This window comes from Enhygromyxa salina (assembly GCF_002994635.1).
Lineage (GTDB): Bacteria > Myxococcota_A > Polyangia > Nannocystales > Nannocystaceae > Plesiocystis > Plesiocystis salina_B.
In genome coordinates this window covers 41,435-63,568 of the sequence record NZ_PVNL01000117.1, presented here as the reverse complement: position 1 = coordinate 63,568, position 22,134 = coordinate 41,435, and the positions used below count along the sequence as shown (strand labels likewise).

Annotated in this window: 21 protein-coding genes; 12 read left to right on the top strand and 9 right to left on the bottom strand. The window is 68.4% G+C overall.

All coding sequences use genetic code 11. The features are described 5' to 3' along the window. Position 1 precedes the first annotated feature (1 nt). From ENSA7_RS29080 to ENSA7_RS29050, 7 genes are all read left to right on the top strand, one after another. A complete protein-coding gene (locus tag ENSA7_RS29080) occupies positions 2-1,249 on the top strand; it encodes a protoglobin domain-containing protein (RefSeq protein ID WP_106092637.1) in 1,248 nt (415 codons plus the stop codon). Then, on the top strand, positions 1,246-1,983 hold the full coding sequence (locus ENSA7_RS29075) for a response regulator (protein ID WP_106092636.1): 738 nt from the start codon (positions 1,246-1,248) through the stop codon (positions 1,981-1,983). Before ENSA7_RS29080 ends, ENSA7_RS29075 begins: the two co-directional genes overlap by 4 nt. Positions 1,984-2,021: 38 nt before the next feature. After that, positions 2,022-3,125: a sensor histidine kinase gene (locus ENSA7_RS29070; RefSeq protein WP_181234225.1), complete on the top strand. Its 1,104-nt coding sequence runs from the start codon at positions 2,022-2,024 to the stop codon at positions 3,123-3,125. 72 nt (positions 3,126-3,197) lie between these two features. After that, positions 3,198-3,857 (top strand): phenylalanine--tRNA ligase beta subunit-related protein, encoded by a 660-nt coding sequence (locus ENSA7_RS29065; RefSeq protein WP_106092761.1) that lies wholly within the window; start codon positions 3,198-3,200, stop codon positions 3,855-3,857. Between the two features lie 47 nt (positions 3,858-3,904). Continuing rightward, positions 3,905-4,681, top strand: coding sequence for a hypothetical protein (locus tag ENSA7_RS29060; RefSeq protein WP_106092634.1), 777 nt, complete (start codon positions 3,905-3,907; stop codon positions 4,679-4,681). A 29-nt stretch (positions 4,682-4,710) separates the two neighbouring features. Beyond that, a complete protein-coding gene (locus ENSA7_RS29055) occupies positions 4,711-5,148 on the top strand; it encodes a TraR/DksA family transcriptional regulator (protein ID WP_219908076.1) in 438 nt (145 codons plus the stop codon). A gap of 26 nt (positions 5,149-5,174) precedes the next feature. Then, complete coding sequence (locus tag ENSA7_RS29050; protein ID WP_244923943.1) at positions 5,175-6,245, top strand: metallophosphoesterase; 1,071 nt, start codon at positions 5,175-5,177, stop codon at positions 6,243-6,245. On the opposite strand, the gene ttcA is transcribed toward ENSA7_RS29050, so the two are convergent. Genes ttcA through ENSA7_RS29035 form a run of 3 tightly spaced genes read right to left on the bottom strand, consistent with a single transcriptional unit; the run spans position 6,223 to position 7,799 of the window. Next, complete coding sequence (ttcA, locus tag ENSA7_RS29045; protein ID WP_244923942.1) at positions 6,223-7,065, bottom strand: tRNA 2-thiocytidine(32) synthetase TtcA; 843 nt, start codon at positions 7,063-7,065, stop codon at positions 6,223-6,225. The genes ENSA7_RS29050 and ttcA overlap by 23 nt on opposite strands. Further along, the gene (locus tag ENSA7_RS29040; protein ID WP_106092632.1) at positions 7,062-7,505 is read right to left on the bottom strand and encodes a secondary thiamine-phosphate synthase enzyme YjbQ; all 444 of its coding nucleotides are present in this window, start codon (positions 7,503-7,505) and stop codon (positions 7,062-7,064) included. Before ENSA7_RS29040 ends, ttcA begins: the two co-directional genes overlap by 4 nt. 3 nt (positions 7,506-7,508) lie before the next feature. Then, a complete protein-coding gene (locus ENSA7_RS29035) occupies positions 7,509-7,799 on the bottom strand; it encodes a DUF1244 domain-containing protein (RefSeq protein WP_106092631.1) in 291 nt (96 codons plus the stop codon). A gap of 99 nt (positions 7,800-7,898) precedes the next feature. Here ENSA7_RS29035 and ENSA7_RS29030 point away from each other — a divergent pair, with 99 nt between their 5' ends. Beyond that, positions 7,899-8,534 carry a dioxygenase family protein gene (locus tag ENSA7_RS29030; RefSeq protein WP_181234224.1) on the top strand — a complete coding sequence of 212 codons (636 nt, stop codon included), beginning with the start codon at positions 7,899-7,901 and terminating at the stop codon, positions 8,532-8,534. Between the two features lie 32 nt (positions 8,535-8,566). On the opposite strand, the gene ENSA7_RS29025 is transcribed toward ENSA7_RS29030, so the two are convergent. Beyond that, the gene (locus ENSA7_RS29025; RefSeq protein ID WP_106092629.1) at positions 8,567-9,181 is read right to left on the bottom strand and encodes an RNA polymerase sigma factor; all 615 of its coding nucleotides are present in this window, start codon (positions 9,179-9,181) and stop codon (positions 8,567-8,569) included. Positions 9,182-9,307: 126 nt separating this feature from the next. Between ENSA7_RS29025 and ENSA7_RS29020 the strand changes: the two genes are divergently transcribed. Together ENSA7_RS29020 and ENSA7_RS29015 are read left to right on the top strand one after the other, a co-directional pair. After that, the gene (locus ENSA7_RS29020) at positions 9,308-12,430 is read left to right on the top strand and encodes a serine/threonine-protein kinase (protein WP_106092628.1); all 3,123 of its coding nucleotides are present in this window, start codon (positions 9,308-9,310) and stop codon (positions 12,428-12,430) included. 89 nt (positions 12,431-12,519) lie between these two features. Then, entirely contained in the window at positions 12,520-12,861 is a 342-nt protein-coding gene (locus ENSA7_RS29015; protein ID WP_106092627.1) for a hypothetical protein, read from the top strand. A gap of 396 nt (positions 12,862-13,257) precedes the next feature. Here the strand turns inward: ENSA7_RS29015 and ENSA7_RS29010 are convergent, their stop codons facing one another. The 3 genes from ENSA7_RS29010 to ENSA7_RS29000 form a co-directional block, all read right to left on the bottom strand. Continuing rightward, a complete protein-coding gene (locus tag ENSA7_RS29010; protein ID WP_146158251.1) occupies positions 13,258-14,025 on the bottom strand; it encodes a polyamine aminopropyltransferase in 768 nt (255 codons plus the stop codon). Between the two features lie 119 nt (positions 14,026-14,144). After that, positions 14,145-14,723: a superoxide dismutase gene (locus ENSA7_RS29005; RefSeq protein ID WP_106092625.1), complete on the bottom strand. Its 579-nt coding sequence runs from the start codon at positions 14,721-14,723 to the stop codon at positions 14,145-14,147. Between the two features lie 179 nt (positions 14,724-14,902). Beyond that, entirely contained in the window at positions 14,903-16,261 is a 1,359-nt protein-coding gene (locus ENSA7_RS29000) for an FHA and sigma-54 interaction domain-containing protein (protein WP_181234223.1), read from the bottom strand. A gap of 194 nt (positions 16,262-16,455) precedes the next feature. Here ENSA7_RS29000 and ENSA7_RS44315 point away from each other — a divergent pair, with 194 nt between their 5' ends. Together ENSA7_RS44315 and ENSA7_RS28990 are read left to right on the top strand one after the other, a co-directional pair. Next, the gene (locus tag ENSA7_RS44315; protein WP_181234222.1) at positions 16,456-16,611 is read left to right on the top strand and encodes a hypothetical protein; all 156 of its coding nucleotides are present in this window, start codon (positions 16,456-16,458) and stop codon (positions 16,609-16,611) included. Between the two features lie 670 nt (positions 16,612-17,281). Further along, complete coding sequence (locus ENSA7_RS28990) at positions 17,282-18,163, top strand: hypothetical protein (protein WP_244923941.1); 882 nt, start codon at positions 17,282-17,284, stop codon at positions 18,161-18,163. On the opposite strand, the gene uvrA is transcribed toward ENSA7_RS28990, so the two are convergent. Together uvrA and pdxA are read right to left on the bottom strand one after the other, a co-directional pair. Further along, positions 18,153-21,104 carry an excinuclease ABC subunit UvrA gene (gene uvrA, locus ENSA7_RS28985; RefSeq protein WP_106092622.1) on the bottom strand — a complete coding sequence of 984 codons (2,952 nt, stop codon included), beginning with the start codon at positions 21,102-21,104 and terminating at the stop codon, positions 18,153-18,155. The two genes, ENSA7_RS28990 and uvrA, sit on opposite strands and share 11 nt — an antisense overlap. Beyond that, entirely contained in the window at positions 21,101-22,096 is a 996-nt protein-coding gene (pdxA, locus tag ENSA7_RS28980; RefSeq protein WP_106092621.1) for a 4-hydroxythreonine-4-phosphate dehydrogenase PdxA, read from the bottom strand. Before pdxA ends, uvrA begins: the two co-directional genes overlap by 4 nt. Positions 22,097-22,134 lie beyond the last annotated feature (38 nt).

Genomic DNA, 22,134 nt, shown 5'->3' with positions numbered 1-22,134 from the left:
GTTGGACCTCATTGAGCAGCACGACGTTGACTCCCCCGCCCCGAGCCCCACGGATGCATCGAGCTTCCTGGATGAGGTCGCTGGGTACGTCGGATTTGGTCCGGCGGACTCGCTGTTGCTGCGCGAATTCCTGCCGCTCGCCGAGCCGCACTTCGAGCGGATCTCCGAGCACTTCTGCGAGCGCATCGTCAGCCATCCGCTCGCCCACCAGACGATCACGGGCGGCGCCGAGCAGATCGCTCGGCTCAAGCGGACCCTGGTCGAGTGGATGCGCAGCGGCCTCATGGGCCCGCACGACGAAGACTTTTGCCGTCGACGCGCACGCATCGGCCACTTCCACGTGCGCATCGGTCTGCCGCAGCGCTACATGGTCACGGCCATGAGCGTGATGCGGCTCGACATCCGCGAGGTCGCGACCAAGGCATTGGCGAGCCAGACCGCGGTCGACAATGGCGCCAAGCTTCAGCGGCTCCAGGTCGCGATTGACCGGCTGTGTGACATCGAGCTGGCGATCATGCTCGAGACCTACAAGGTCGAGGTCGAGGATCGCCTGCGGCGACGCGAGCGGCTCGCCACGATCGGCCAGATCGCCGCGAGCATCGGGCACGACCTGCGCAATCCATTGAGCGTGATGGAGTCTTCGCTGTATATCCTGCGTCGACGAGTCGATGGGGACGCGCGCGCGGTGAAACATGTCGAGAAGATCGCGCATCAAGTCGAGGAATGCGACGCGATCATCACCCACCTGCTCGAGATGGCACGAAATCAGCCGCCCCGACGCGAGCTCGTGGCCGGCATCGAGCTGATCAATGCCGCGATCTTGGCGGCGCGGGTGCCCGAGGCCTTCGAGCTCGAGCGCGTCGGCTTCGCCGACCTGCAGCTGTGGGTCGACGGCGGTCTGCTCAAGCAGGCGCTGGTCAACCTGTTCATCAACTCGGTTCAGGCGCAGGACGGCGGGGCAGGTGGCATTCGCGTGCTCGCCGAGGTCGACGGCACCAACGTGACAATCTCCGTCGCCGACAGCGGCCCTGGCTTCGAGCTCGACACGGTGCCCACCGTGTTCGAGCCGCTGGTCACGACCAAGCCCAGCGGGACCGGTCTAGGTCTCGCGCTGGTCAAGAGTGTAGTTAAGCGCCATGGTGGACGCGTGAGCGCAAACAATGCCGCCTTGGGTGGCGCCGTAGTGAACATGTTTTTGCCAGGCGCCGTGCGCAGTGTGGCATTGAGTGCTGGGCAGGGGCAGCCGTGAAGACCTCAATTCTTCTCATCGACGACAACACCGCCTTGGCGGAGAACATCGCCGAGATCCTCGAAGACTTGGACGTCGAGGTTCGCCTGGCCAGGAGCGCCGATGAGGCGTTGGGCTGCTTTGACGAGCGCGTGTGGAGCTTGGTTGTCACTGATGTCCGCATGCCCGGGCGCAACGGTCTCGAGCTGCTCTCGCTGCTCAAGCTGCGAAGCCCTGCCACTCCAGTGCTGGTCATGACGGGTTTTGCGGACCTAGATACCGTGACGCGAGCGCACGAGTCTGGCGCGCTGGCGATCGTCGACAAGCCCCTGAACCTCGACGCCTTCGTCGAGCTCGTGGGGCGCGTGGCGGTGGCCGAGAAGCCGGTGTTGATCGTCGAGGACGACATCTCACTGATCGAAAATCTCACCGATATTCTGGGCGAAGAGAGAGGGGTGCTTCCGCACCCAGCCACGAGCATGGCGCTGGCTCGACAGCTCGCCGCTGTCATCGACTTTCACGCCGCGATCATCGATCTACGCCTGCCTGACGGGAATGGGTTGGATCTCGTGCGCGAGCTTCAGCGCCGGCCCGACGGCAGCGCGCGCCCCGTCTTCGTGATGACAGGGCACCCTGAACAGCTCGATTCGGTCGGAGGTGACCCAGACCGGTCATCGGCAGGCCCTGAGCTAATCGTCCTGACTAAGCCATTATTAGTCCGGACCTTGCTCGAGCGCTTTCGGGAGATCGTATGAAACACCTGACATTCTATGAGCCTGGGGGATCTCTCGTGATGCCGACTCGCCCGCAGCTGCGGAACGCCCACGTCCTGCTCGTCGATGATCACGACGACCTCGCCGACAACCTGACCGAGATCCTCGAAGAAGAAGGTGCGCGAGTGACTCGGGCCGCCCGCGCGTCCGAGGCGATCGCGTTCGCGCGAGCGGGCTTCGACGTCGCGCTCGTCGACATCCGGCTCCCCGACGCGACCGGTCTCTCACTCCTGCCGCTGCTCAAGCAGTCGGGCGATGGCTTCGGCGAGGTCCTGTTGATCACCGGTAGCAGCTCGATCGACGACGCGATCGAGGCCGTTGGCCACGACGCCTACGCCTACGTGCTCAAGCCCTTCGATCCCGTCGACCTGCTGGCGACAGTCGGTCGCGCGCTCGAGAAGGTTCGGCTGCAGCGGGAGTCGCGAGAGCTCGAGCGTCGCGCCCGGATCGCGGAGAAGCTCGCCGCCGTCGGCACGCTGTCGGCGGGCCTCGCCCACGAGATCCGCAACCCGCTCAACGCCGCGAGCCTGCAGCTGCAGCTGCTCGAGCGACGCATCAAGCGAATGTCGGACGATCCCAAGCTGCTCGACCCCGTCGAGATCGTGCAGGGTGAGCTCGGTCGGCTCTCCAACCTCGTCGAAGACTTCCTGCGCTTCGCCCGGCCCGCGGACCTGTATCGCCGTCGCTTCGACGCCAACGAGATGGTCGCGCATGTCGTCGAGCTGCTCGCGCCGGAGCTCGCGCGCATGCAGATCGAGCTGCGCACGGACTTGCCGCCCGGCCCGATGTACGTCGACGGTGACCGCGAGAAGCTGCAGCAGGTCGTGCTCAACGTGGTCCGCAACGCGATCGAGGCGCTCGAGTTCGACGGCGGCAATATTGTCGTCTCGCTCGGATGGGGCGAAGACGGCATGGTCCGGCTGCGCGTCGCCGACGACGGCCCCGGGATCCCCAACGAGATCCTGCTGCGGATCTTCGAGCCGTTCTTCTCGACCAAGCCGATGGGGACAGGGTTGGGGATGGCGATCTGTCACTCGCTCGTGCAGCAACACGGCGGGGCGATGTTGGTGCGGTGCAAGAAGGGCACCGAGGTCGACATCCTGCTGCCTGCGTCGTCCAGCTAGAGCTAGAGCTAGAGCGGCTTCGGTGCGGTTTCGGTGCTGGTCGCGCGACCGGCTTCGCGGTATCAGGCGGCGATGTCCAGCTCGCTGCAACTGACCGTTCCCGAGCATCCGCTCTTACAGCTCGGTGTGTTCGTGGCCCGGCTGCCGGGGCCGCTCGAGGGGCTCGAGACCCCGCCGTGGTTGCGCGCCGGGCTCGAGCTCGAGTTTGACGCGACGCCGCTGCCGCCGCCGGACGACGCCACTCGCAAGGCGGTTCGCGACCTGCTTCGACATGGTGGGTTCCGGCCTTCGGGCCGCAGCAAGCCGGCCAGCGAGTTCCTGCTGGGCGCCGCGCGCAAGCGGGAGCTGGGCTCGATCAACCTCGCGGTGGATCTGTGCAACGTGGTCTCGCTGCACAGCGGACTGCCGATCAGCGTGGTCGACCTCGAGCTGATCGCGACGCCGCTCCGGGTCGAGATCGCAGGCCCACAGACAAGCTACGTGTTCAACCCCTCGGGCCAGGAGATGCGCCTCGATGGCCTGGTGTGTCTGCACGACGCGGCGGGGCCGTGCGCCAATCCGGTCAAGGACAGCCAGCGCAGCAAGACCCACGCGAACACGCGCACGACCTTGTGCGTGGTGTGGGGCTGCATGGCGCTGGCGTCCCGGGTGAGCGCGACGCTCGAGTGGTATCGGCAGCTCCACGCGCAGCTGGGTGCCGAGACCTCGCCGGTCTCGTCTGCCGGGCAATAATTAGCCACTATGGTGAGGTGCCTGTGCGACCACGGCCAACTGTCCTGGTGTCTCTCGCCGCGCTGGCGCTCGCGTGCTCGAGCTCGAGCGAGTCGACGCTCGCGGATCAACACCAGCAGCGCAGCGACGAAGTAGCGCAGGCCGGCCCCAACGGCCCGGACCGCCCGAGCGAGCCGGCCCAGCCGGACGCGCGCGACCCTGGTCTGGATGCTTCGACACCGGGCGCCGCGGTCGGCCCGGTCGAGCCGGAGCTGACAGGCGAAGCCCCCAAGCTCCCCGAGGCCCCCGAGTCACCCCCGGCAGCCGATGCCGCCGCGTCGATCCAGCCGTCGGGACCTGCCCCAGGAACGCCGGAGGCCGACGCCGAGCTCGCTGAGCTGCTCGACGAGTCGACGCTGACCCAAGAGGAGTTCGACAGCGCGTTTCGGGGTGGGGGTCCCAAGATCGAGGGCGATCAATTCATGTTCGGGCCCAACGAGCGCCCGCGGGGGCGCCCGCTCGTGGACATCGGCGCGCCGACGGTGACCGGCTCTTCGGTCGCGCCGAGCAAGCTCGCAGACATGGCCCAGGCCAGCCAGCGGGACCTCGTGGGCTGCTATGCGCTGGCGCTGGGCAAAGCTCCGAAGCTCGCGGGCGCGGTGACCTTGAAGCTGCGCTTCGACGCAGGCGGGAAGGTCTCGGCGGCGACGATCGAGGGGAGCTCGCCGCTGGGCGCGGCGCTGGATCGCTGCCTGGTGTCGGTCGCTGACGCGTGGAGCCTCGCTGCCGCAGCGGGCGCGAGCGTTCGGGTGCCGCTGAAGCTGTCGATCACGACGGGCGACTGAACCGGTCTAATCTTGCCGGAGCGGCGTGTTTGCCAGCCGTCGATCCAACCTGCAAGCTCGATCCCACGATGGACCACCTCACTGCAGCCCAGCTGGCCAGCTTGCGAGCCAAGCTCGAGACCGAGCTCGCGCAGCTGAGCTCGCGGTTGATCGCCGAGGCCAGCGAGCTCGCCGACACGCCCACCGCCGAGCCGGGCGACATCGAGGACGCGGCGGCCGAGGAGGCCGGTCGGTTCCGGACCAATTCGCTGCTTGGCCGCGATCGCGCGCGGATCAGCGAGATTGAAGCCGCGCTCGAGCGCATGCGGGACGGTAGCTACGGGATCTGCGAAGACAGCGACGAGGAGATCTCGTATCGCCGACTCGAGCTCGAGCCGACCACCCGCTTCACCGTCGAGGCGCTCGCCCAGCGCGAGCGCGAGGCGGGTCGCGCCAATCCCCAAGCTGGTGAGCCCACGGGTTACTGATGAATTCATATCGATCGTTGTCTCTGGTGGTGTCACTGAGTTTGCCGCTGGGTGTGGGCTGCGAGCGGCTCGCCCCGCCCCCGGCCCACGAGCAGCACGATGCAGCGCCGGCATCGGCAGCGGCCGAGCCAAGCGCGGGTGAGCCGGCGGCAGCGGCGACCGAGCCCGCCGCTCGACCTGCTGGTGAGCTTGCGATCGAGCCCGGCGAGCTGCCCGTGACCAGCGATCGCTACCCCGCGCCCGCGCGCCTGGTCGCGGTCGGTGATCTGCATGGTGACATCGCGGCGACCCGCCGGGCGCTGCGGCTGGCCGGGGCGATCGACCAGGGGGATCACTGGATCGGCGGCGAGCTGGTGGTGGTCCAGACCGGCGATCAGCTCGATCGCGGCGACGACGAGCAGGCGATCCTCGAGCTCCTCGCCAAGGTTCAGCGCGAGGCGGCGGCGGCCGGTGGCGCGGTGCACCTGCTCAACGGCAACCACGAATTCATGAACGCCCTCGGGGATCTGCGCTACGTGACGCCGGGTGGCTTCGCCGACTTCGAGGACGCGCCGGGGGTCGACACCGCGCGGCCGGAGCTCGCCAAGATCATGGCGCAGGCGCCCGAGCAGGCCCGGGCGCGGGTGGCCGCGTTCTGGCCCGGGCAGCCATGGGCCAAGGAGCTGGCCAAGCGCAACACCATCGTCGTGGTCGGCGACAGCGTGTTCGTGCACGGCGGCGTGACGCCGACCTGGGCGGGCCAGATCGAGACCATCAACAACGAGTCGCGGCAATGGCTCGCGGGCGAGCGCGCAGAGCCGCCTGCCGCGGTGGTGGACTCGGACGGCCCGGTGTGGACGCGGCGCTACTCCGACGGGCCCGACCAAGCCGACTGCGAGCAGCTCGGGCAAGCATTGAAGATCATTGGCGTCCAGCGCATGGTGGTCGGGCATACCGTGCACACGGAGGGCGTCGTCTCGGCTTGCGACGAGCGGGTCTGGATGATCGACGTGGGCATGGCCAACTACTACGGCGGCCCCGTGCAGGTATTGGACATTCAGGGCGAGCAGGTCGCGGTATTGAGCGAGTCGCGCGCTATCGGGGAAGACGCAGGGTGATCAGGCCTGCGTCACCCGCTTGTGCCGCGGTTGAATCGCGGTAATCGGACAGCTTGCGGTCCAACAAGTGCGTGGGCCGAACATTGCGAATCGCGTTGAGCATGCTCGCGCGCACGTGGGGGTTGTCGGCCTCCAGGGTCTCGATGAGCCCGCGCATTTGCTCGCGGCGCAGGCCGTCTTGCGAGCCGCACAGGTTGCAGGGCAAGATCGGATAGCTGGCCCAATTGGCGTGCTCGATGATGTCTGTCTCGGCGCACTCGATCAGCGGGCGGATGACCTCGAAGCGCTGATCGTCGGTCGTGTACTTGGCCGGCATCGCCTGCAGCTTGCCGGTGTAGAATAGGTTGAGGAGCAGGGTCTCGAGCGCGTCGTCGCGGTGGTGACCCAGCGCGATCTTGTTGCAGCCGAGCCGTTCGGCGTTGGTGTACAGCACGCCCCGGCGCAGGCGCGAGCACGCGGCGCAGAAGGCCTTGCCGGCCGGCGTGACGTCGATGACCGTCGAGTAGGTGTCCTCGCGCAGGATCTCGAACGGGATCCCCGAGCGCTCGAGCCAGCGTCGCAGAGGCGCGCCGTCGTAGCCGGGCTGGACCTGGTCGAGGTGGACCGCCGTGAGCCGAAACTCGATGGGGGCGCGAGCCCGGAGCTGGGCGAGCAGCTCGAGCAGGGTGTAGCTGTCTTTGCCGCCAGAGATCGCAACCATGAGGTGGTCGCCGGAGGCGAGCAGCTGATAGTCGGCGATGGTCTTGCCCATGATCCGACGCAGGCGCTTGCTCGCCAGCGGGGATTGACCGGCCGTTGAGTTGGGTTGAGTGGTGGTCACGCGCGGTCGTCCGGGTCGCGGGTCTCGCCCTGCACGGTGATCGTGACGCGGCGACCGTGGGCGGCGTGGCGATGCTCCCACATATAGATGCCTTGCCAGGTCCCGAGCGGGAGCTTGCCCTGGGTCACGGGGAAGGTGATCGCGGTCTGGGTCAGCACGCTGCGGACGTGGGCTGGCATGTCGTCCTCGCCCTCGTCGACATGCGCGAACATGGGGTCGCCGTCGGGCGCGAGCTTGGCCATGAAGCGCTCGAGATCGTTGCGGACCTCGGGGTCGGCGTTCTCGCACACGATCAGCGAGGCCGAGGTGTGGTGAATGAACACGTTACACAGGCCGAAGCGGATCCCCGACATGCCGACCGCGCGCTGGACTCGGGCGGTAATATCGTGGGTCGCCCGGCCCGAGCTGGCGATCGTGATCGTCTGCGCCCAGGTCGGCATGAATCAGCCCTGCTTGGACGAGGGCGGGTGCGGGAGCTTGGGCCCAACCTGGTGCTGCGCCTTCCAGTCCTCGTAGGGCATGCCGTAGACCTGCTCGCGGGCCTGCTCGAGATCGAGCGGGAGGCCGGCGTCCTCGGCCGCGGCCCGGTACCACTTAGCCAGGCAGTTTCGGCAGAAGCCGACGAGGTTCATGATGTCGATGTTCTGCACGTCGTTGCGCTCTTGCAGGTGCGCGACGAGGCGACGGAACACGGCAGCCTCGATCTGGGTGCGGGTCTCGTCGTCGGTGTCCATGGGGCGGCAGCTTATCGCCAAGCCGTCGACGTTGCGAGCCGCGGATAGCGGTACCCTGGGGATCGCATGAGCGCCGAGCCGAGCCCGACACCTCCCGGAATGTCCCGGCGCGCCTTCGTTGGGCTGACCACGCTCGGCGCCGCCGCGTTCGCCTGCGGTGAGACCGGCGTGCCCGCGGCGCGGGTCGACTCGGGCGACCACGGCGGTCCAGTCGATCCGATCCTCGGCCAGACCTGCGCGCCGCCCAGCCCCGGCGGCGGCTGCGAGCTCACGCCGGCCGACATCGAGGGCCCGTTCTACCTGCCGGACTCACCCGAGCGCAGCAACCTCGACACGCTCGGCGAAGCCGGCGTCGCGCTGGCGCTCTCGGGCCTGGTCAGCGACGCGGCGTGTGCACCCCTCGCCAGCGTGATCATCGAGATCTGGCACGCCGATCCCTCGGGCGCCTACGACAACAGCGCGACCCACAACTACCGCGGCTGGGTCCGGAGCGACGCCGACGGTCGCTACGCCTTCACCACCCTGATCCCCGGTCGCTACCCCAACGCGGGCACGCTGCGGCCTGCCCACATTCACCTGAAGATCTGGCGCGACGGCGCCGAGCAGCTCACCACCCAGCTGTACTTTCAGGGCGACCCCTACCTCGAGGAAGATCCATGGGCCGAGCCGGCGCGCACGATCTGCCTCGAGCCGCACGAGGACGGCTTCGCGGGCGTGTTCGACATCAACATTTAGAGCGTGCGAGCGATGACCAGCATGACCCGTGATCACCTCGCGTCCCAGAACGCGCGGACGCCCTCGGCCCACTGCTCGAGCCCGTCGAGGGTCGAGTCGAGCTCCGAGCGGGTGCGGGCCAGGCCCTCTACGGCGCCGCGCAGCTCGAGCTTGGCCTTGCGCAGCCGCCCTCGGATCGCGGCCTCACTCTCGTTGAGCGCCTCACCGATCTCACGCGCTGGCATCTGCTCCCAGTAGCTCATCTCGAGCACGACCTGCGAGTCGATCGGGATGTGGCGAAGAGCCGTCAACAGTAGCTGCTGCTCGCGGCGCAGGTGCAAGACCGAGGTGACTCCGAGCCCACAGTCGGCGAGCGAGGTCGAGGCCACGTCGACGCTGTGCTTGCGAGCGTCGCGAAGGTAGCGGAGCAGGATGTTGCGGGCGATGCCGAACAAGAAGGTGCGGAAGCTGGCATCCCCGCGGTAGCGCGCGCGAGACTCGATGCAGGCCATGAAGGTCTGCTGCACGAGGTCTTCGATCTCGGACGGACCCGGGAGCTTGTTCGCGAAGAACCGATAGACCGAGCTGTAGTGACGATCGAACAGCCGGCTGCCGGACAGCGTGTCACCGGCTGCCCACGCTGCGAGGAGCTCGGCGTCCGTGTGCACGGGCGCACGATACCAAAACCGCCCGCGGCTCGCTCGCTCGGGACCACGAATTGCTCGGATATCAGCGTTCTACGGGGTATTTGTGTCGTCTCGGCGGCCGCGCGGCACTACCCGTCGACGGGGTGCATGCCACAGCGAGGATCCATTCATGAGGCTTCGAGCCCCGAGCGATCGCGGGCGGACGCGACCGATCGCGTCGCCGGGCTGTTTGATGATGACTTGTTGGATGAGACCATGACCTGCGTCGTCAAGTCCTCGGCGGCGCGGGTCCGGACTCGGCGGCAACACATGACGACCAACCCGGAGTCGATCGCCGAGCAGGTCCCCGAGGTGCCCCAAGACACCCTCGAGCGCGAGCTGGTGCGTCGCCGCTTGCGGTCGCGGATGTTCGGCTCCGAGGAGCCTGGGGTCCACGTCGATCGCTTCGTGTTGCTCGAGCAGATCGGCGCGGGCGGGATGGGCCAGGTCTACGCCGCGTGGGACGAGCAGCTGGCCCGTCGGGTGGCCCTCAAGCTGCTGCGCAACGCCAGCGAGAAGGCCCACGTTCGGCTGCTGCGCGAGGCCCAGGCGCAGGCCCGCGTCTCGCACCCGAACGTCGTGCCGATCTATGAGGCCGGCGTCGACACCGGGGGTGAAGCCGGCGTCGAGACCGGTGGTGGGGCCGGCCGCCTGTGGCTGGCGATGGAGTACGTCGAGGGCGTGACGCTGCGGGAGTGGTACCCGAGCGCGCCAGACTGGCGAGCGGTGCTCGCGGTGTTGATCGAGTGCGGTCGCGGGCTCGAGGCCGCGCACCGAGCCGGCCTCGTCCACCGCGACTTCAAGCCCGCCAACGTGATGATCGGCCCCGACGCGCGCCCGCGCGTGCTCGACTTTGGGCTCGCGCGCGGGATCGGGGCCAGCCCGCTCAGCAGCATCGAGCTCAGCAACGACGAGGAAGAGGTCACGTGGGGCTCGGGCTCGAGCGACACCCGCGGGATGCTGGATCGCTCGGTGACCGTGCAGGGCAGCCTGCTCGGCACGCCCGCGTACATGGCACCCGAGCAGCACGAGGGCCAGCGCGCCGACGTGCTCAGCGATCAGTTCTCGTTTTGTGTGACCGCCTTCGAGTGCCTGTTTGGCCAGCGCCCGTTCAGCGGCAAGACCCTCGGCGCGCTGTCGCGGGCGATCCTGGCCGGCGAGATCCGCCCGATCCCGCGCGACACGAAGGTCCCGCGCCGCGTGTCGGATGCCCTGTTGCGCGGGCTGACGGTGGATCCCGCCCAGCGCTGGCCGAGCATGTCGGCGCTGCTCGAGCAGCTGCACACGGCCGCGACGCCGCAGCGTGGGTGGGCGTGGGGCTCGGTCGCCGTGGTGGTGCTGGGGCTCGGGGTCGCGCTCGGGGTCACGGTCGCAGACACAGACGCGCCCGCGCGGTGCTCGATCAACGCCGACGCGCTGGCGGGCAGCTGGGACGACGGGCGCCGCGAGCAGCTCCGCGCGGCGCTGGGGGCCAGCAAGCTGGCGAGCGCAGACGCGACAGCGAAGGTCGTGAGCGCCGAGTTCGACCGGTGGGGCGAGCGGTTTGTGGCCGCCCAGCGTGACGCGTGCGAGGCGACCCACGTCCGGGGAGTGCAGTCGGGTGAGCTGCTGGATCGGCGCAGCGGGTGCCTCGAGCGGCAACGTCGTGAGTTCAACGCCGTCGTTCAGCGCTTCATCACCGCCGAGGCGGCCGTCGCCGACGCGACCGCGCTGCTCGGGCAGCTGCCTGATCTCGGGCGCTGCGATCTCGCGCACCTCGACGACGCGGCCGCGCTGCCGAGCGATCCCGACGCGGCGGCGGCCGTGCTCGCTGGGTTCGAGCGGCTCGCCGACGCGCGGGTGCGGTTGATCTCGGGCGACCGCGAGGGGGCGCTGGAGATCTGCGCCGAGCTCGAGGTCAGCCCGGCCGCGGCCCAGCACGCTCCGCTCGCGCTCGGGGTCGAGGCACTGCTCGCGCAGAACGAGGCGCTGGCCGGCGAGCCCAAAGCGGTGGCGAAGCGGCTGCAGGCGGCGATCGGTCGTGCGGCAGAGCTGGGGCTCACGGACATCGAGGCCGATCTGCGCGTCGAGCTGGCGCACCAGCTCGCGGGCGCCTGGACCGTGCCCGAGGCCGAGCAGCTGCTCGTCGACGAGGCCGCGCTCGCGCTGCGACGGGTCGGTGCGCCACAGGATCAGCGCTGGATCGAGATCGAGAGCGCGCGCGCCTCTGTCAGCGACGCGCAGGGCCACTACGACGAGGCGATCCTCGCCTATGAGCGCGCCCTCGACCTGGCCGAGACCGCGGGCGAGCCCGATCTCACTCAGATCCTGATCGGGCTGGCCAACACCCTGCGCAAGGCTGGCGATGACCAACGCGCCGGGCAAGTGTATGACCAGGCGGCCGCGCATGTGATCGGGCGGTGGGGCGAGGATGGACCCGACAGCGCGAAAATCGAGTTCAATCGCGGGCTGCTGGCGCTCGACACCGGTGAGACCGAGCGTGCCACGGCGCACCTCGAGCGAGCGCGGGGGCTCAGCGTGGCGATCTGGGGCGAGCAATCGCGGGCCGTCGCCGATGTCGACTTCGCGGTGGCCAAGCTGGCGCTGCAGCAGGGCGAGCTCGGCCGCGGCCGAGCGCTGTGCGAGGCGATCGAGCCGATCTATCTGCGGACGCTGGGGCCGAACCACCAAGAGACCGGACGCTTGCTCAACGCGCTGGGGGTGTTTCGCTTCTTCGAGGGTGACTACCAGGGCTCGCTCGAGGCGTATCAGCGGGCGTTGGTGATCACCTCGCGGAGTCTGGGCGAGCACCACGAGGAGGTCGGGCAGCTACACAGCAACATCGGCGAGTCCCAGCTCGCGCTCGGTCGCTCGCTCGAAGCCTCGGAGTCGTTCGCGCGCGCGCTGAAGATCCTCGAGCCGCTGTCCTGGGGTGATGGCGAGCAGTCGCGTCCCCAGCTCGCGTTGCCGCTCAAGGGTCGCGGGCTCGCGCTGCTCGAGGCCGGGACCCCCGACGACGCGGCCCCGCTGCTCGAGCGTGCGCTCGACATCCACGAGCGTCATGGGCAAGAGCCGCTCGAGCAAGCCGCGACCCGCTTCGCGCTCGCGCGCGCTCTGGGGGCGCGTGACAGCGAACGCGCACGCGCGCTCGCCCAGGTCGCCCGCGACGAGTATGAGGCGCTCGGGCAGACCGAGGATGTCGGTGTGGTGACCGACTGGCTCGAGAGTTTGCAGCTCGGGTCAGGCTTCTGATCCGCTTGCAGGCACCTCCGGGTACTGGAGCGCCATTTGATTACAATCGGCCACGGGTCGACGGTTACCCACACAACCAGCGAGCAGACATGTCCAAACTACAAGCAGTCTACGTCCAAGCCACACAGCAGGCCTCCACCACCTACGACGCTTCGACCCAAGCCCTGACGCCTCCAGACGTCACCTACTTCGACCAGCCAGCCACCAGCGACGTGATCATCACCCTCTCGCCCGCGAGCGGCACGACCATCATCGGTGTGACCTCCGATCAAGGGCTGACCTGGACGCAGCAGACGGGTACGCCCAACTGGGCGTCGTCGTCGCTGGCGATGCCAGCGCTCGGCACCAAGACGGATGTCAACATCACCGTTCAGATCCCGGGCCTGTTCCACGACCCCACGTTCACCGTCAACAACAAGAAGCGCACCTGATCCCACCACCGCAACTGCGTCGAGAGCCCCCGACAAGGGGGCCCGGCGAAGCGTATCTGTGGGTCGAAGACGAGCCCCCGGAAAGGGGCCCGGGCGAAGCGTATCTGTGGGTCGAAGACGAGCCGAGCCCCCTTCCAGGGACCCGGCGAAGCGTATGTGTAGGTCGAAGACGAGCCGAGCCCCCTTCCAGGGGGCCACACATGCGGTCGCAAACAGTCAGCCCGATGGGAGCGAGCGAAGCGAGTGACCGCGAAGTGCGAAGCCGCCTGTGGGGGTCATACCAAGCCCCCTTCCAGGGGGCCACACATGCGGATGCGAACAAGCGGCCCCGAGGAGCGAAGCGACCAGACGCGCCAGCGGCTGCAGTCGGCGAAGTGCCAAAGTCTCTGTGGGGGTCTATAAAAGATCTGAGGCGCCCCAGTCCCACATTCGGGTGATGCCGGTACACCGCTTGCGCAGATCAGCCATGGCCACGCGGTTGTCGCCGTAGGCCGGAAACACGTCCACCAGCGCGACGTCGGCCTGCAGCGTGGGGAGCAGCGCGAACGCGTCGCCGCCGGTGACCCGGACTTGCTCGCGGCCTTGCTCGGCGAGCACGGCCATGGCCCGGGGCATGATCAGCTCGACCAGCTCGCGCGAGCGCTCCACGACGGTGATCTCCGTGACCGCGCGGCGCTTGCTGACCTCGATCAACTGGTGCGCGAGCCCGAGCCCGGCGATCACGACCTTGCCCTTGGCGAGCTTGGTGCCCGGGCGCAGCGTCAACATCTCGGCGGGGGTCAGGCTCATCCACGGGAATGTTCGAAACGGCAGCCCCGGCCCCTGGCGCTCGAACAGGATCGGGATCTCGATGTCACCGTCGAACACCACCGTGCCGGTCTTGCGGCCCCACCAGGTCTCGAGCGGCGCGCCCCGACGGTGAAGCCGAACGGCGTAGCGAAACCGGCCGCCCTCCGAGTCGACGTACTCGCCCTCGCGCAGCTCCTCGACCCCGCGCGAGGATGGCTTGACCTCCGCGAACAGGTTGACGGTCGGGTAGGTGTGGGCCTGGATGTTGAGCTCGGGCGCCCACACCAGCTTGCGGTTCCACGGTACGCAGCTGCGAAGTCGGCGACGCAGATCGGCCGCGATGTGAGCACGCTGAGCCTCGGTGAGCTCGATCATCGGCGACATGATAGCAAGGCTGCGGCCCTGCTCGCGGACGCCCAAGCCAGACACGCACGCCAGACACGCAAAAGGGACCCGCGAGGGTCCCCTTGCTTGCGTGGCTACAGCGACGAAGCTCAGCCGAAGTTGCGGGAGACGAAGTCCCAGTTGACCAGGTTGTCCATGACCACGCCGATGAACTTGGCGCGATCGTTGCGGTAGTCGATGTAGTAGGCGTGCTCCCACACGTCGATGGTCAACAGCGCGGTCTGGCCGTGCTTGATCGGGGTGTCGGCGTTGCCGGTCGTCATGATCTCGAGCCCCTTGCCGCCCTTGACCAGCCAGCCCCAGCCCGAGCCGAACTGGCCCGCACACGCGGCGCTGAACTTGGCCTTGAAGTCGTCGTAGGAGCCGAACGCGCTGTCGATCGCCTTGGCGAGCTCGCCGGATGGCTTGCCGCCGCCGTTGGGCGACAGGCAGTTCCAGAAGAAGGTGTGGTTCCAGACCTGAGCGGCGTTGTTGAACACGCCGCCGTCGGAGCCGCGGATGATCTCTTCGAGCGACTTGTCGGCCCACGCGGTGCCTTCGATCGCGGCGTTGAGCTTGGCGACGTACCCGGCGTGGTGCTTGCCGTAGTGGTAGTTGAGGGTCTCCTCGCTCATGTGAGGGGCGAGCGCATCTTTTGCATAGGGGAGTTGGGGTAGTTCGAACGGCATCTGGGCATCCTCTTGGTGGTGTTGGATCTCGTGTTGGAAGCTCGTGTCGGACTATTGCCCCCACAGCGACGCGGATCAAGCGCGCCGTTCTTGCGTCGTCACATGGTCAATCCATTGGCGGCTACTAGCACACCATTCGCAAGCTGCGGGCGCGAGGGAGCGGCTCGCCGTGGTCGGACTCACGCCGACTGACACTGGAGCGGCTCCCCGGGGTCGAGCCGGCGCATCCATGCGCTGAGGGTGCTGCGCGGGACGTCGAGAATGCGCGCGGCCCTGCGGATGCTGCCCTCTTCGGCGACGACCTTCTGGAGCAGCGCCGCGTGCATGTGCGCGTAGGTGCCCCGGGGCAGCGAGATCTGATCACCGCGAGCCCTCGGCACGTCGATCCGCGGGATCAGCTCGGCGGCGGTGATCGGACCCTCGCTCAGGGCGGCCGCGCGCAGCACCGCGTTGCGCAGGGCTCGGACATTGCCCGGCCAGGTGTGAACCAGCGCTTCGGCGACGGCGGCTTGCGAGACCACGACCTCCTGGCCGAGCTCGGCCGAGGCCAGGTCGATGAAGTGCTCGAGCAGCACGGGGATGTCGGCGCGTCGACGTCGGAGCGGGGGCAGCTCGAGCTGCACGACGCCGAGGCGGTGGTAGAGATCCTCGCGAAACTCGCCGTCGGCGACCATCGCAGCGAGATCCCGATGGGTCGCGGCGATGATGTGGCAGTCGATCTCGATCTCGTGCTCTGCGCCGACCGGTGTGAGGCGGCGGGTCTCGAGCACGCGCAACAGCTTGGCCTGCGCGTGAGCGGGGAGCTCGGCGACCTCGTCGAGGAACACCGTGCCGTGGCCAGCGCGGACAAACACCCCGGCGTGGTCACGGTGCGCCCCGGTGAACGCCCCGCGTTGGTGGCCAAACAGCTCCGACTCGAACAGGCCGCTTGGGATCGCGCCACAGTTGATCGCGACGAAGGGCGTGTCGGGGAGGGTGCCGAAGTCGTGGAGGGTGCGCGCGGCCAGCTCTTTGCCAGTCCCGGTCTCACCGCGCAGCAGCACGGGTAAGGGCAGCAGCGCGAGCTTTTCCAGCTCGCGGCGCAACGTCTTCATGGCCTGCGAGCGGCCGATCAGCCGGTGCGTGGGCTTGTCGGGGTGGATCGGCACGATCGGCGCGGTGGTCAGCCCGCCGCGTGGACCGCCCCGCGCGCGGCGAGGACGGGCTTCGTCGACGGGCTTGTCGATGCGTGTGATCGCCAGGCGGACCCGCCCGATCTCGACGCTCATGCCTGGCTCGAGGATCGCGCTGGTGATCGGCACGCCGTCGACCAGGGTGCCGTTGGTGGAGCCCAGATCCTCGATGAGGTAGCCCTTCGGGGTGTGGACGATCCGCGCGTGGCGGAAGCTGGCGAAGCGATCGCTGATGCGCACCTGGCAGTCCTCGGCCGAGCCGATCAGCAGCGGTTCGCTGTGCGGCAGCGATCGCGTGCGACCGTCGTCGAACTCGAGGGCCAGGCGCAGGTGGGGATCAGTCTCGCGGGGCAGGCGGTCGGTCATACAGCGGCTCATGCCTGGGGGATGTCGGCCGGCGCCGGGCGTGATTTGCAGAGTTTTGTCGACTATTTTTTCTGGGCTCGCGGGTGGTGTTGGGGACCACGGGATCCTGTGCTGTGCTGATCCCGCGGTATCTCCCCAGCGCGTGAGCTGGCGGGGACTTTTGCTTTCTCGTGCCTTCGTTACACTCGCCGGCAATGTCCGTGAAGTTCGACCCCACCATCGAGCTCAACCCCAACCCGATCTTGGCGATGGTGCTGCTGCTCGTCGTTGCCGGGTTCGGAATCGTGTACGTCATCGTCTCGACCGGCGACGTCAAGCCCGAAGCGGCCGCGCCCGCAGCCGTGCAATGAAGCAGCTTGGCGCGGTCATGCTCGCGCTCGGGCTGAGCTTGGGCTTGGCTGCGTGCGAGAAAGATCGGCAGCCGGCGGCTGAGCCCGGCGGGCCGACGGTCGTCGTGGAAGAGCCCGGGGCGACGCCGTCGCCGGTGCCTGGCGAGGATTCGGCGGGGGGGTCCGAGTCGGGGTTGGAGGGCGGCGAGCCTGGGACGACGAAGATCGTGGAGACGGACGTTGCTTGTCAGAGCGATGCCGACTGCGTCGCGTCGTCGTGTTGCCATCCGACGACTTGCGTCGCGCTGGTTGATGCGCCGGACTGTTCGGCGAGCACTTGCACGATGGATTGCCGGGCGGGGACGATGGACTGCAACGGCGGATGTGTGTGCCAGGCGGGTCGGTGTGCGGCTCAGCTATGGTTTGCACCATAGCCAACGTGACCCCTGCCCGAAGGTTGTGTACCTGCTTTAATGTTCACGGGTGCCCTGCCCGAAGGTCCTGTACCTAATCTTCTGCGCAGGTACCCTGCCCGAAGGTCGTGTACCTGCTTTTTTGCTCAGGTAGTTCGACCCGAGCAGGTGCCCTGCCCGAAGGTCCTGTACCTACTTTTTTGTTCAGCCATGAGGATTAGTTATATAATTTATCAAAGAATAAGTAGTATTGGTCCACCGCACGTCGGTCCGGCATCATGCACGTCCGCTCGCCACTGATCGTCCTCCTCCTCCTCACGCTGACCCCCATCGCGTGCGGCCCGCCCGGCCTCAACAGCGAGGCCGAAGGCCCAAGCGAAACCACAACCAACGCCGACACGAGCACCGCGCCGACCACCATCTCATCGACCGAAGCAACCAGCGCCGACACAGAAACCACCACGACCACCAGCGACAACCTGTTCGTCGACAGCGGCGAAGACGGCTGGTGGAGCAACGACTGCGACCCCTTCGCCCAAGACTGCCCCGAGGGCGAAAAATGTGTCCCCTACGCCAGCACCGGTCGTTGGTGGGACGACCACAAGTGCGTGCCCGTCCAGGGCGACCAAGCAGCCGGCGAGCCGTGCACCTACGACGGCCCCGTCGAGGCAACCGACGACTGCGACACCAACACCGCCTGCTGGCAGCTCGAACAAGCCGACGGCGAGTGGACCGGCGTCTGCCACTGGTTTTGCGAGGGCGACCCCGAGCACCCGATGTGCCCCGAGGGCACCACCTGCCCGTTGACCTCCGACGGGACGATCGCGCTGTGCATATGGACCTGCGATCCCCTGCTACAAGACTGCGCGGACGAACACGGCTGCTACTGGGCCGGCGCCGAGTTCATGTGCGTGTTCACGACCCAAGACATCCCGATCGGTGGCGCGTGCGGCTTCCTCAACGACTGCGAGCCCGGCCTACTGTGCGCGGACGCAACGGTGCTCCCGAGCTGCGACGGACCCAACTGCTGCACGCCCTACTGTGACCTGTTCGGCGACGCCGAGTGCGACGCACTCCCCGGCACCAGCTGCGTCCCGTTCTTCGAGGACGACATGGCCCCACCCGGCTACGAGCACGTCGGCGTGTGCATCACTCCCTAGCGGCCAGCCATCGCCCGGTGACGCTGTCTTTGTGCTTCGCGATCAGCTCAGGCGGCCCGCTCGCGATCACGCGCCCGCCCTGATCACCGCCCTCCGGCCCCACGTCGATCACCCAGTCCGCACACTTGATCACGTCCAGATCGTGCTCAATCACGACCACGGTATTCCCCTCGTCGACCAACCGCTCGAGCACCTCAAGCAGCTTGCGAACATCATCAAAGTGCAGCCCAGTCGTCGGCTCATCGAGGATATACAGAGAACTCGGCGCGCCCCCGCCAGCGAGCCGCCCACTCCGGCGCCGAGCGAGCTCCCGCGCGAGCTTGATGCGCTGCGCCTCACCACCCGACAACGTCGTCGCGGGCTGCCCGAGCGTCATGTACCCGAGCCCGACGTCGCGCAGGACCTCGAGCTTGCTGCGCAGCCCAGCATGATTGGCGAAGAACTCGGCGGCCTCGGCGATCGGCATGTCCAGCGCCTGCGCGATGTTCTTGCCCCGATACGTGATCGACAGCGTCTCACGTTCATAGCGGCGCCCCTCGCAGACCCGGCAGGTCACCCACACGTCGGCCAAGAAGTGCATCTCGATCCGGCGCAGGCCCTCGCCGTGGCAGTGCTCGCAGCGGCCGCCCTTCACGTTGAACGAGAACCGCGAGGCGGTAAACCCTCGCACCCGCGCCTCGTTGGTCTGGGCATAGAGGTTGCGCAGCTCCGTGAACACGCCGGTATAGGTGGCAGGGTTGCTGCGCGGTGATCGGCCGATCGGCGACTGATCGACAGCGACGACCCGATCACAGCGCTCGAGGTTGCGAATCGCGTCATGCTCGAGCCCCCACGTGTTCGCGCGGTTGAGCCGGCGCAGGGCCTCGGGCAGCAGCGTGTCGACGATCAAGCTGGACTTTCCCGAGCCGCTGACCCCTGTCACGCAGGTCATGTGCCCCAGCGGAATTTTAACGCTGACGTCGCGCAGGTTGTGCCCGCGGGCCCCGATGATCTCGATCCACCCATCGGGCGCCTCGCGGGGTGCCGGCCGCTCGATCCGGGCCCGCCCCGACAGATACGCCGCCGTCCGCGACTTGCGATCCTCGAGCAGCGCCGGGACGTCACCCGCGAACACCACCTCGCCGCCGAGCACCCCCGCGCCCGGGCCCATGTCGACGACGTACTCGGCCGCGCGGATCGTGTCAGCGTCGTGCTCGACGACGATCACCGTGTTGCCGAGATCCCGCAGCCGCTCGAGCATTGCGATCAGGCGCGCGTTGTCGCGTTGGTGCAGACCGATGCTGGGCTCATCGAGCACGTAGGTGACGCCGACCAGCGCCGAGCCGATCTGGGTGGCCAGCCGGATCCGCTGAGCCTCGCCGCCCGACAGGGTCATCGTCGCGCGATCACAGTCCAGGTACGCCAGGCCCAGCTCGATCATCGCCGACAGCCGCGCGAGCGCCTGAGCCAGGATCGCAGCGGCGATCTCGGCGTGCTCGGCCTGCCGGGCGTCGCCGGTCTGTTCGCCGGAGTGGGCGACGTCGAGCTCGACGAGCGCGGTCAAGCAGCGGTGCAGCGCGTCGATCGGCATCGACGCGAGCTCATGAATGTTGCGCCCGCCGATCTTGACGTGGCGGGCCTCGATCCGCAGCCGCTGACCCTCACAGTCCGTACACCGAACCTCGCTCATGAACGGCTCGAGCTCGGCCAAGGTCCCCGCCTCGGGATCGGCGTCGGCCCGCGACTCGGCCTCGCGCAGGCGCTGCTCGAGCACGGGGATCAAGCCGGGAAACGGCTCGCCGCCGGCTTGCTTGGTCCGCGGGCGGCCGGACTTTTGTTTGTCTCGCTTGGACGGGGTCGCGAGCGCGGGGATGACCTGGTCGCCGCTGCCCTGCAGCAGCGTGATCTGATGCAGCTCGTCGAGCTCGGCCCACGGCGCGTACAGATCGATCTCGTAGTGGGCCGCGACCGCGGCCAGCTGCTTGCCGAGCGCCGCGTGCCCGCGCAGATCCAAGGCCGCGATCGCGCCCTCCTTGATGCTCTTGTGCGGATCCGGGATCAGCCGACGCGGGTCGAAGATCCGTCGGCGCCCGAGCCCGCCGCAGGTCGGGCACGCGCCGTCGGGGCTGTTGAACGAGAACAGCCCCGGGGTGATCGGCGGGTAGCTCAGACCATGCTCGAAGTCGGTGAAGTGCTCGCAGAACACCAGCGGCTCGCCGTCGAGCGGGAGGATCTCCACGCGGCCGTCGGCCAGCCGCAGCGCGACCTCGATCGAGTCCGACAGCCGCGAGCGGATCCCCGGCTTGAGCACCAGGCGATCCACGTAGACGTCGATGTCGTGGCGGACCAGTGGATCGAGCGTGATGTCGTCATCGAGATCGCGCAGCTGATCGTCGATCGCAACCCGCACGAACCCCTGGCGGCGCAGATCTTCGAGCAGCTCGCAATGATCCCCCGGAGCCCGGCGCGCGACCGGAGCGATCACGGAGAATTTGCTGCGTGGCGGCAGCGCCTCGATCGCGTCGACCATCTCCTCGACGCTGTGACGGCGCATCGGCTCGCCGCTGCGCCAGCTGTAGACCTCGCCGATCCGCGCGAACAACAGGCGCAAGAAGTCGTAGATCTCGGTCGTAGTTCCGACCGTCGAGCGTGGGTTGCGGCCGCGGTTCTCTTGCTGCAGCGCGATCGTGGGGCTCAGGCCTTCGATCAGATCCACGTCGGGCTTGGGCAGCTGGGCCAGAAATTGCCGGGCAGAAGCGCTGAGGCTCTCGACGTAGCGGCGCTGGCCCTCGGCGAAGATCGTGTCGAACGCGAGGCTGCTCTTGCCCGAGCCCGAGGGGCCGGTGATCACGATCAGCGCGTCGCGGGGCAGCTCGACGTCGACGTCGCGCAGGTTGTGGGTGCGGGCGCCACGAATGCGGATCGATCGCGGGGCGGCCGGCAGATGATCACGGACGCTCACGAGCCCGCCCGCGACCCCTCGCGCCCGCTGGCCATCGCGCGGGCCAGCTCGATCGCCGCGGCCATGCTGGTGAAGTTGGCGACCCCGCGCCCGGCGATGTCCTTCGCGGTCCCGTGATCCGGCGAGGTCCGCACGAACGGCAGGCCCAGGGTCACGTTCACGCCGTCGTGGAAGTGCGCGAGCTTGAACGGGCCCAGGCCCTGGTCGTGGTACATCGCCACGAGGCCGTCGAGCTGGCCGACCTGGTGCTGGTGAAACGCCGTGTCGGCCGGGAGCGGACCGACGAAGCTGGCGGGGATCCCAGCGCCGCTGGCCCACTCGCGCAGCGCCTCGATCGCAGGCGTGATCACGCGCTGCTCCTCGTCGCCAAGTAGGCCGCGCTCGCCGGCGTGAGGGTTGAGCCCGAGCACGCCCACGCGCGGCTGGGCGACGGCGAAGTCCTGGGTGAGCGCGCGGGCCAGCAGCGAGGCCGCGCGGATCACCGCGGCCGCGTCGAGCCGGGCGGCGACGTCGCGCAGCGGCAGGTGGATCGTGGCGAGCACGACCTTGATCGTGGACCCAGCCATGAGCATGGCGAACTCGCCGGTCCCCGCTCGCTCGGCCAGGTACTCGGTGTGGCCGGGGTGGCGCAGCCCTTCGGTGCTGGCGATCGCCTTGTCGATCGGCGCGGTCACCAGCGCCGGACGCCGCGCTCGCCCGCCGTCGTCGTCGTCGTCGGACTTGGCGAGCACGAGATCGACCCCCCGCTCGAGCGCCGCGAATTGACCCAGCCGAGCGCCGGGGCGGGATCCTAGTGGATCCAGCAGCGGCTCGAGCCGAGCCAGCCCCGTCCGCGCCCAGCTCGTACCCAGCGCGGCCGCGAGCTCGCGCAGCTGCGCATGGCAGGCCACGACCGTGTCGTGTTCACGCAACAGCCCGGCGTCGGCCGTGCGCAGGAGTAGCTCCGGGCCGATGCCCGCCGGGTCCCCTTGAGTGATGACGAGCCGAATCACAGGCGTCGATCGCTCGGCTTAGCGTCGAGCGGGTGGAC

What these genes read in the sequence shown, in the direction of transcription:
- ENSA7_RS29070 (WP_181234225.1), top strand. Translation starts at nt 2,022, where the DNA reads ATGCCGACTCGCCCGCAGCTGCGGAACGCCCACGTCCTGCTCGTCGAT.
- ENSA7_RS29065 (WP_106092761.1), top strand. Translation starts at nt 3,198, where the DNA reads ATGTCCAGCTCGCTGCAACTGACCGTTCCCGAGCATCCGCTCTTACAG.
- ENSA7_RS29040 (WP_106092632.1), bottom strand. Translation starts at nt 7,505, where the DNA reads ATGCCGACCTGGGCGCAGACGATCACGATCGCCAGCTCGGGCCGGGCG.
- ENSA7_RS29035 (WP_106092631.1), bottom strand. Translation starts at nt 7,799, where the DNA reads ATGGACACCGACGACGAGACCCGCACCCAGATCGAGGCTGCCGTGTTC.
- ENSA7_RS29030 (WP_181234224.1), top strand. Translation starts at nt 7,899, where the DNA reads ATGTCCCGGCGCGCCTTCGTTGGGCTGACCACGCTCGGCGCCGCCGCG.
- ENSA7_RS29020 (WP_106092628.1), top strand. Translation starts at nt 9,308, where the DNA reads ATGCCACAGCGAGGATCCATTCATGAGGCTTCGAGCCCCGAGCGATCG.
- ENSA7_RS29015 (WP_106092627.1), top strand. Translation starts at nt 12,520, where the DNA reads ATGTCCAAACTACAAGCAGTCTACGTCCAAGCCACACAGCAGGCCTCC.
- ENSA7_RS29010 (WP_146158251.1), bottom strand. Translation starts at nt 14,025, where the DNA reads ATGATCGAGCTCACCGAGGCTCAGCGTGCTCACATCGCGGCCGATCTG.
- ENSA7_RS29005 (WP_106092625.1), bottom strand. Translation starts at nt 14,723, where the DNA reads ATGCCGTTCGAACTACCCCAACTCCCCTATGCAAAAGATGCGCTCGCC.
- ENSA7_RS29000 (WP_181234223.1), bottom strand. Translation starts at nt 16,261, where the DNA reads ATGACCGACCGCCTGCCCCGCGAGACTGATCCCCACCTGCGCCTGGCC.
- ENSA7_RS44315 (WP_181234222.1), top strand. Translation starts at nt 16,456, where the DNA reads ATGTCCGTGAAGTTCGACCCCACCATCGAGCTCAACCCCAACCCGATC.
- ENSA7_RS28990 (WP_244923941.1), top strand. Translation starts at nt 17,282, where the DNA reads ATGCACGTCCGCTCGCCACTGATCGTCCTCCTCCTCCTCACGCTGACC.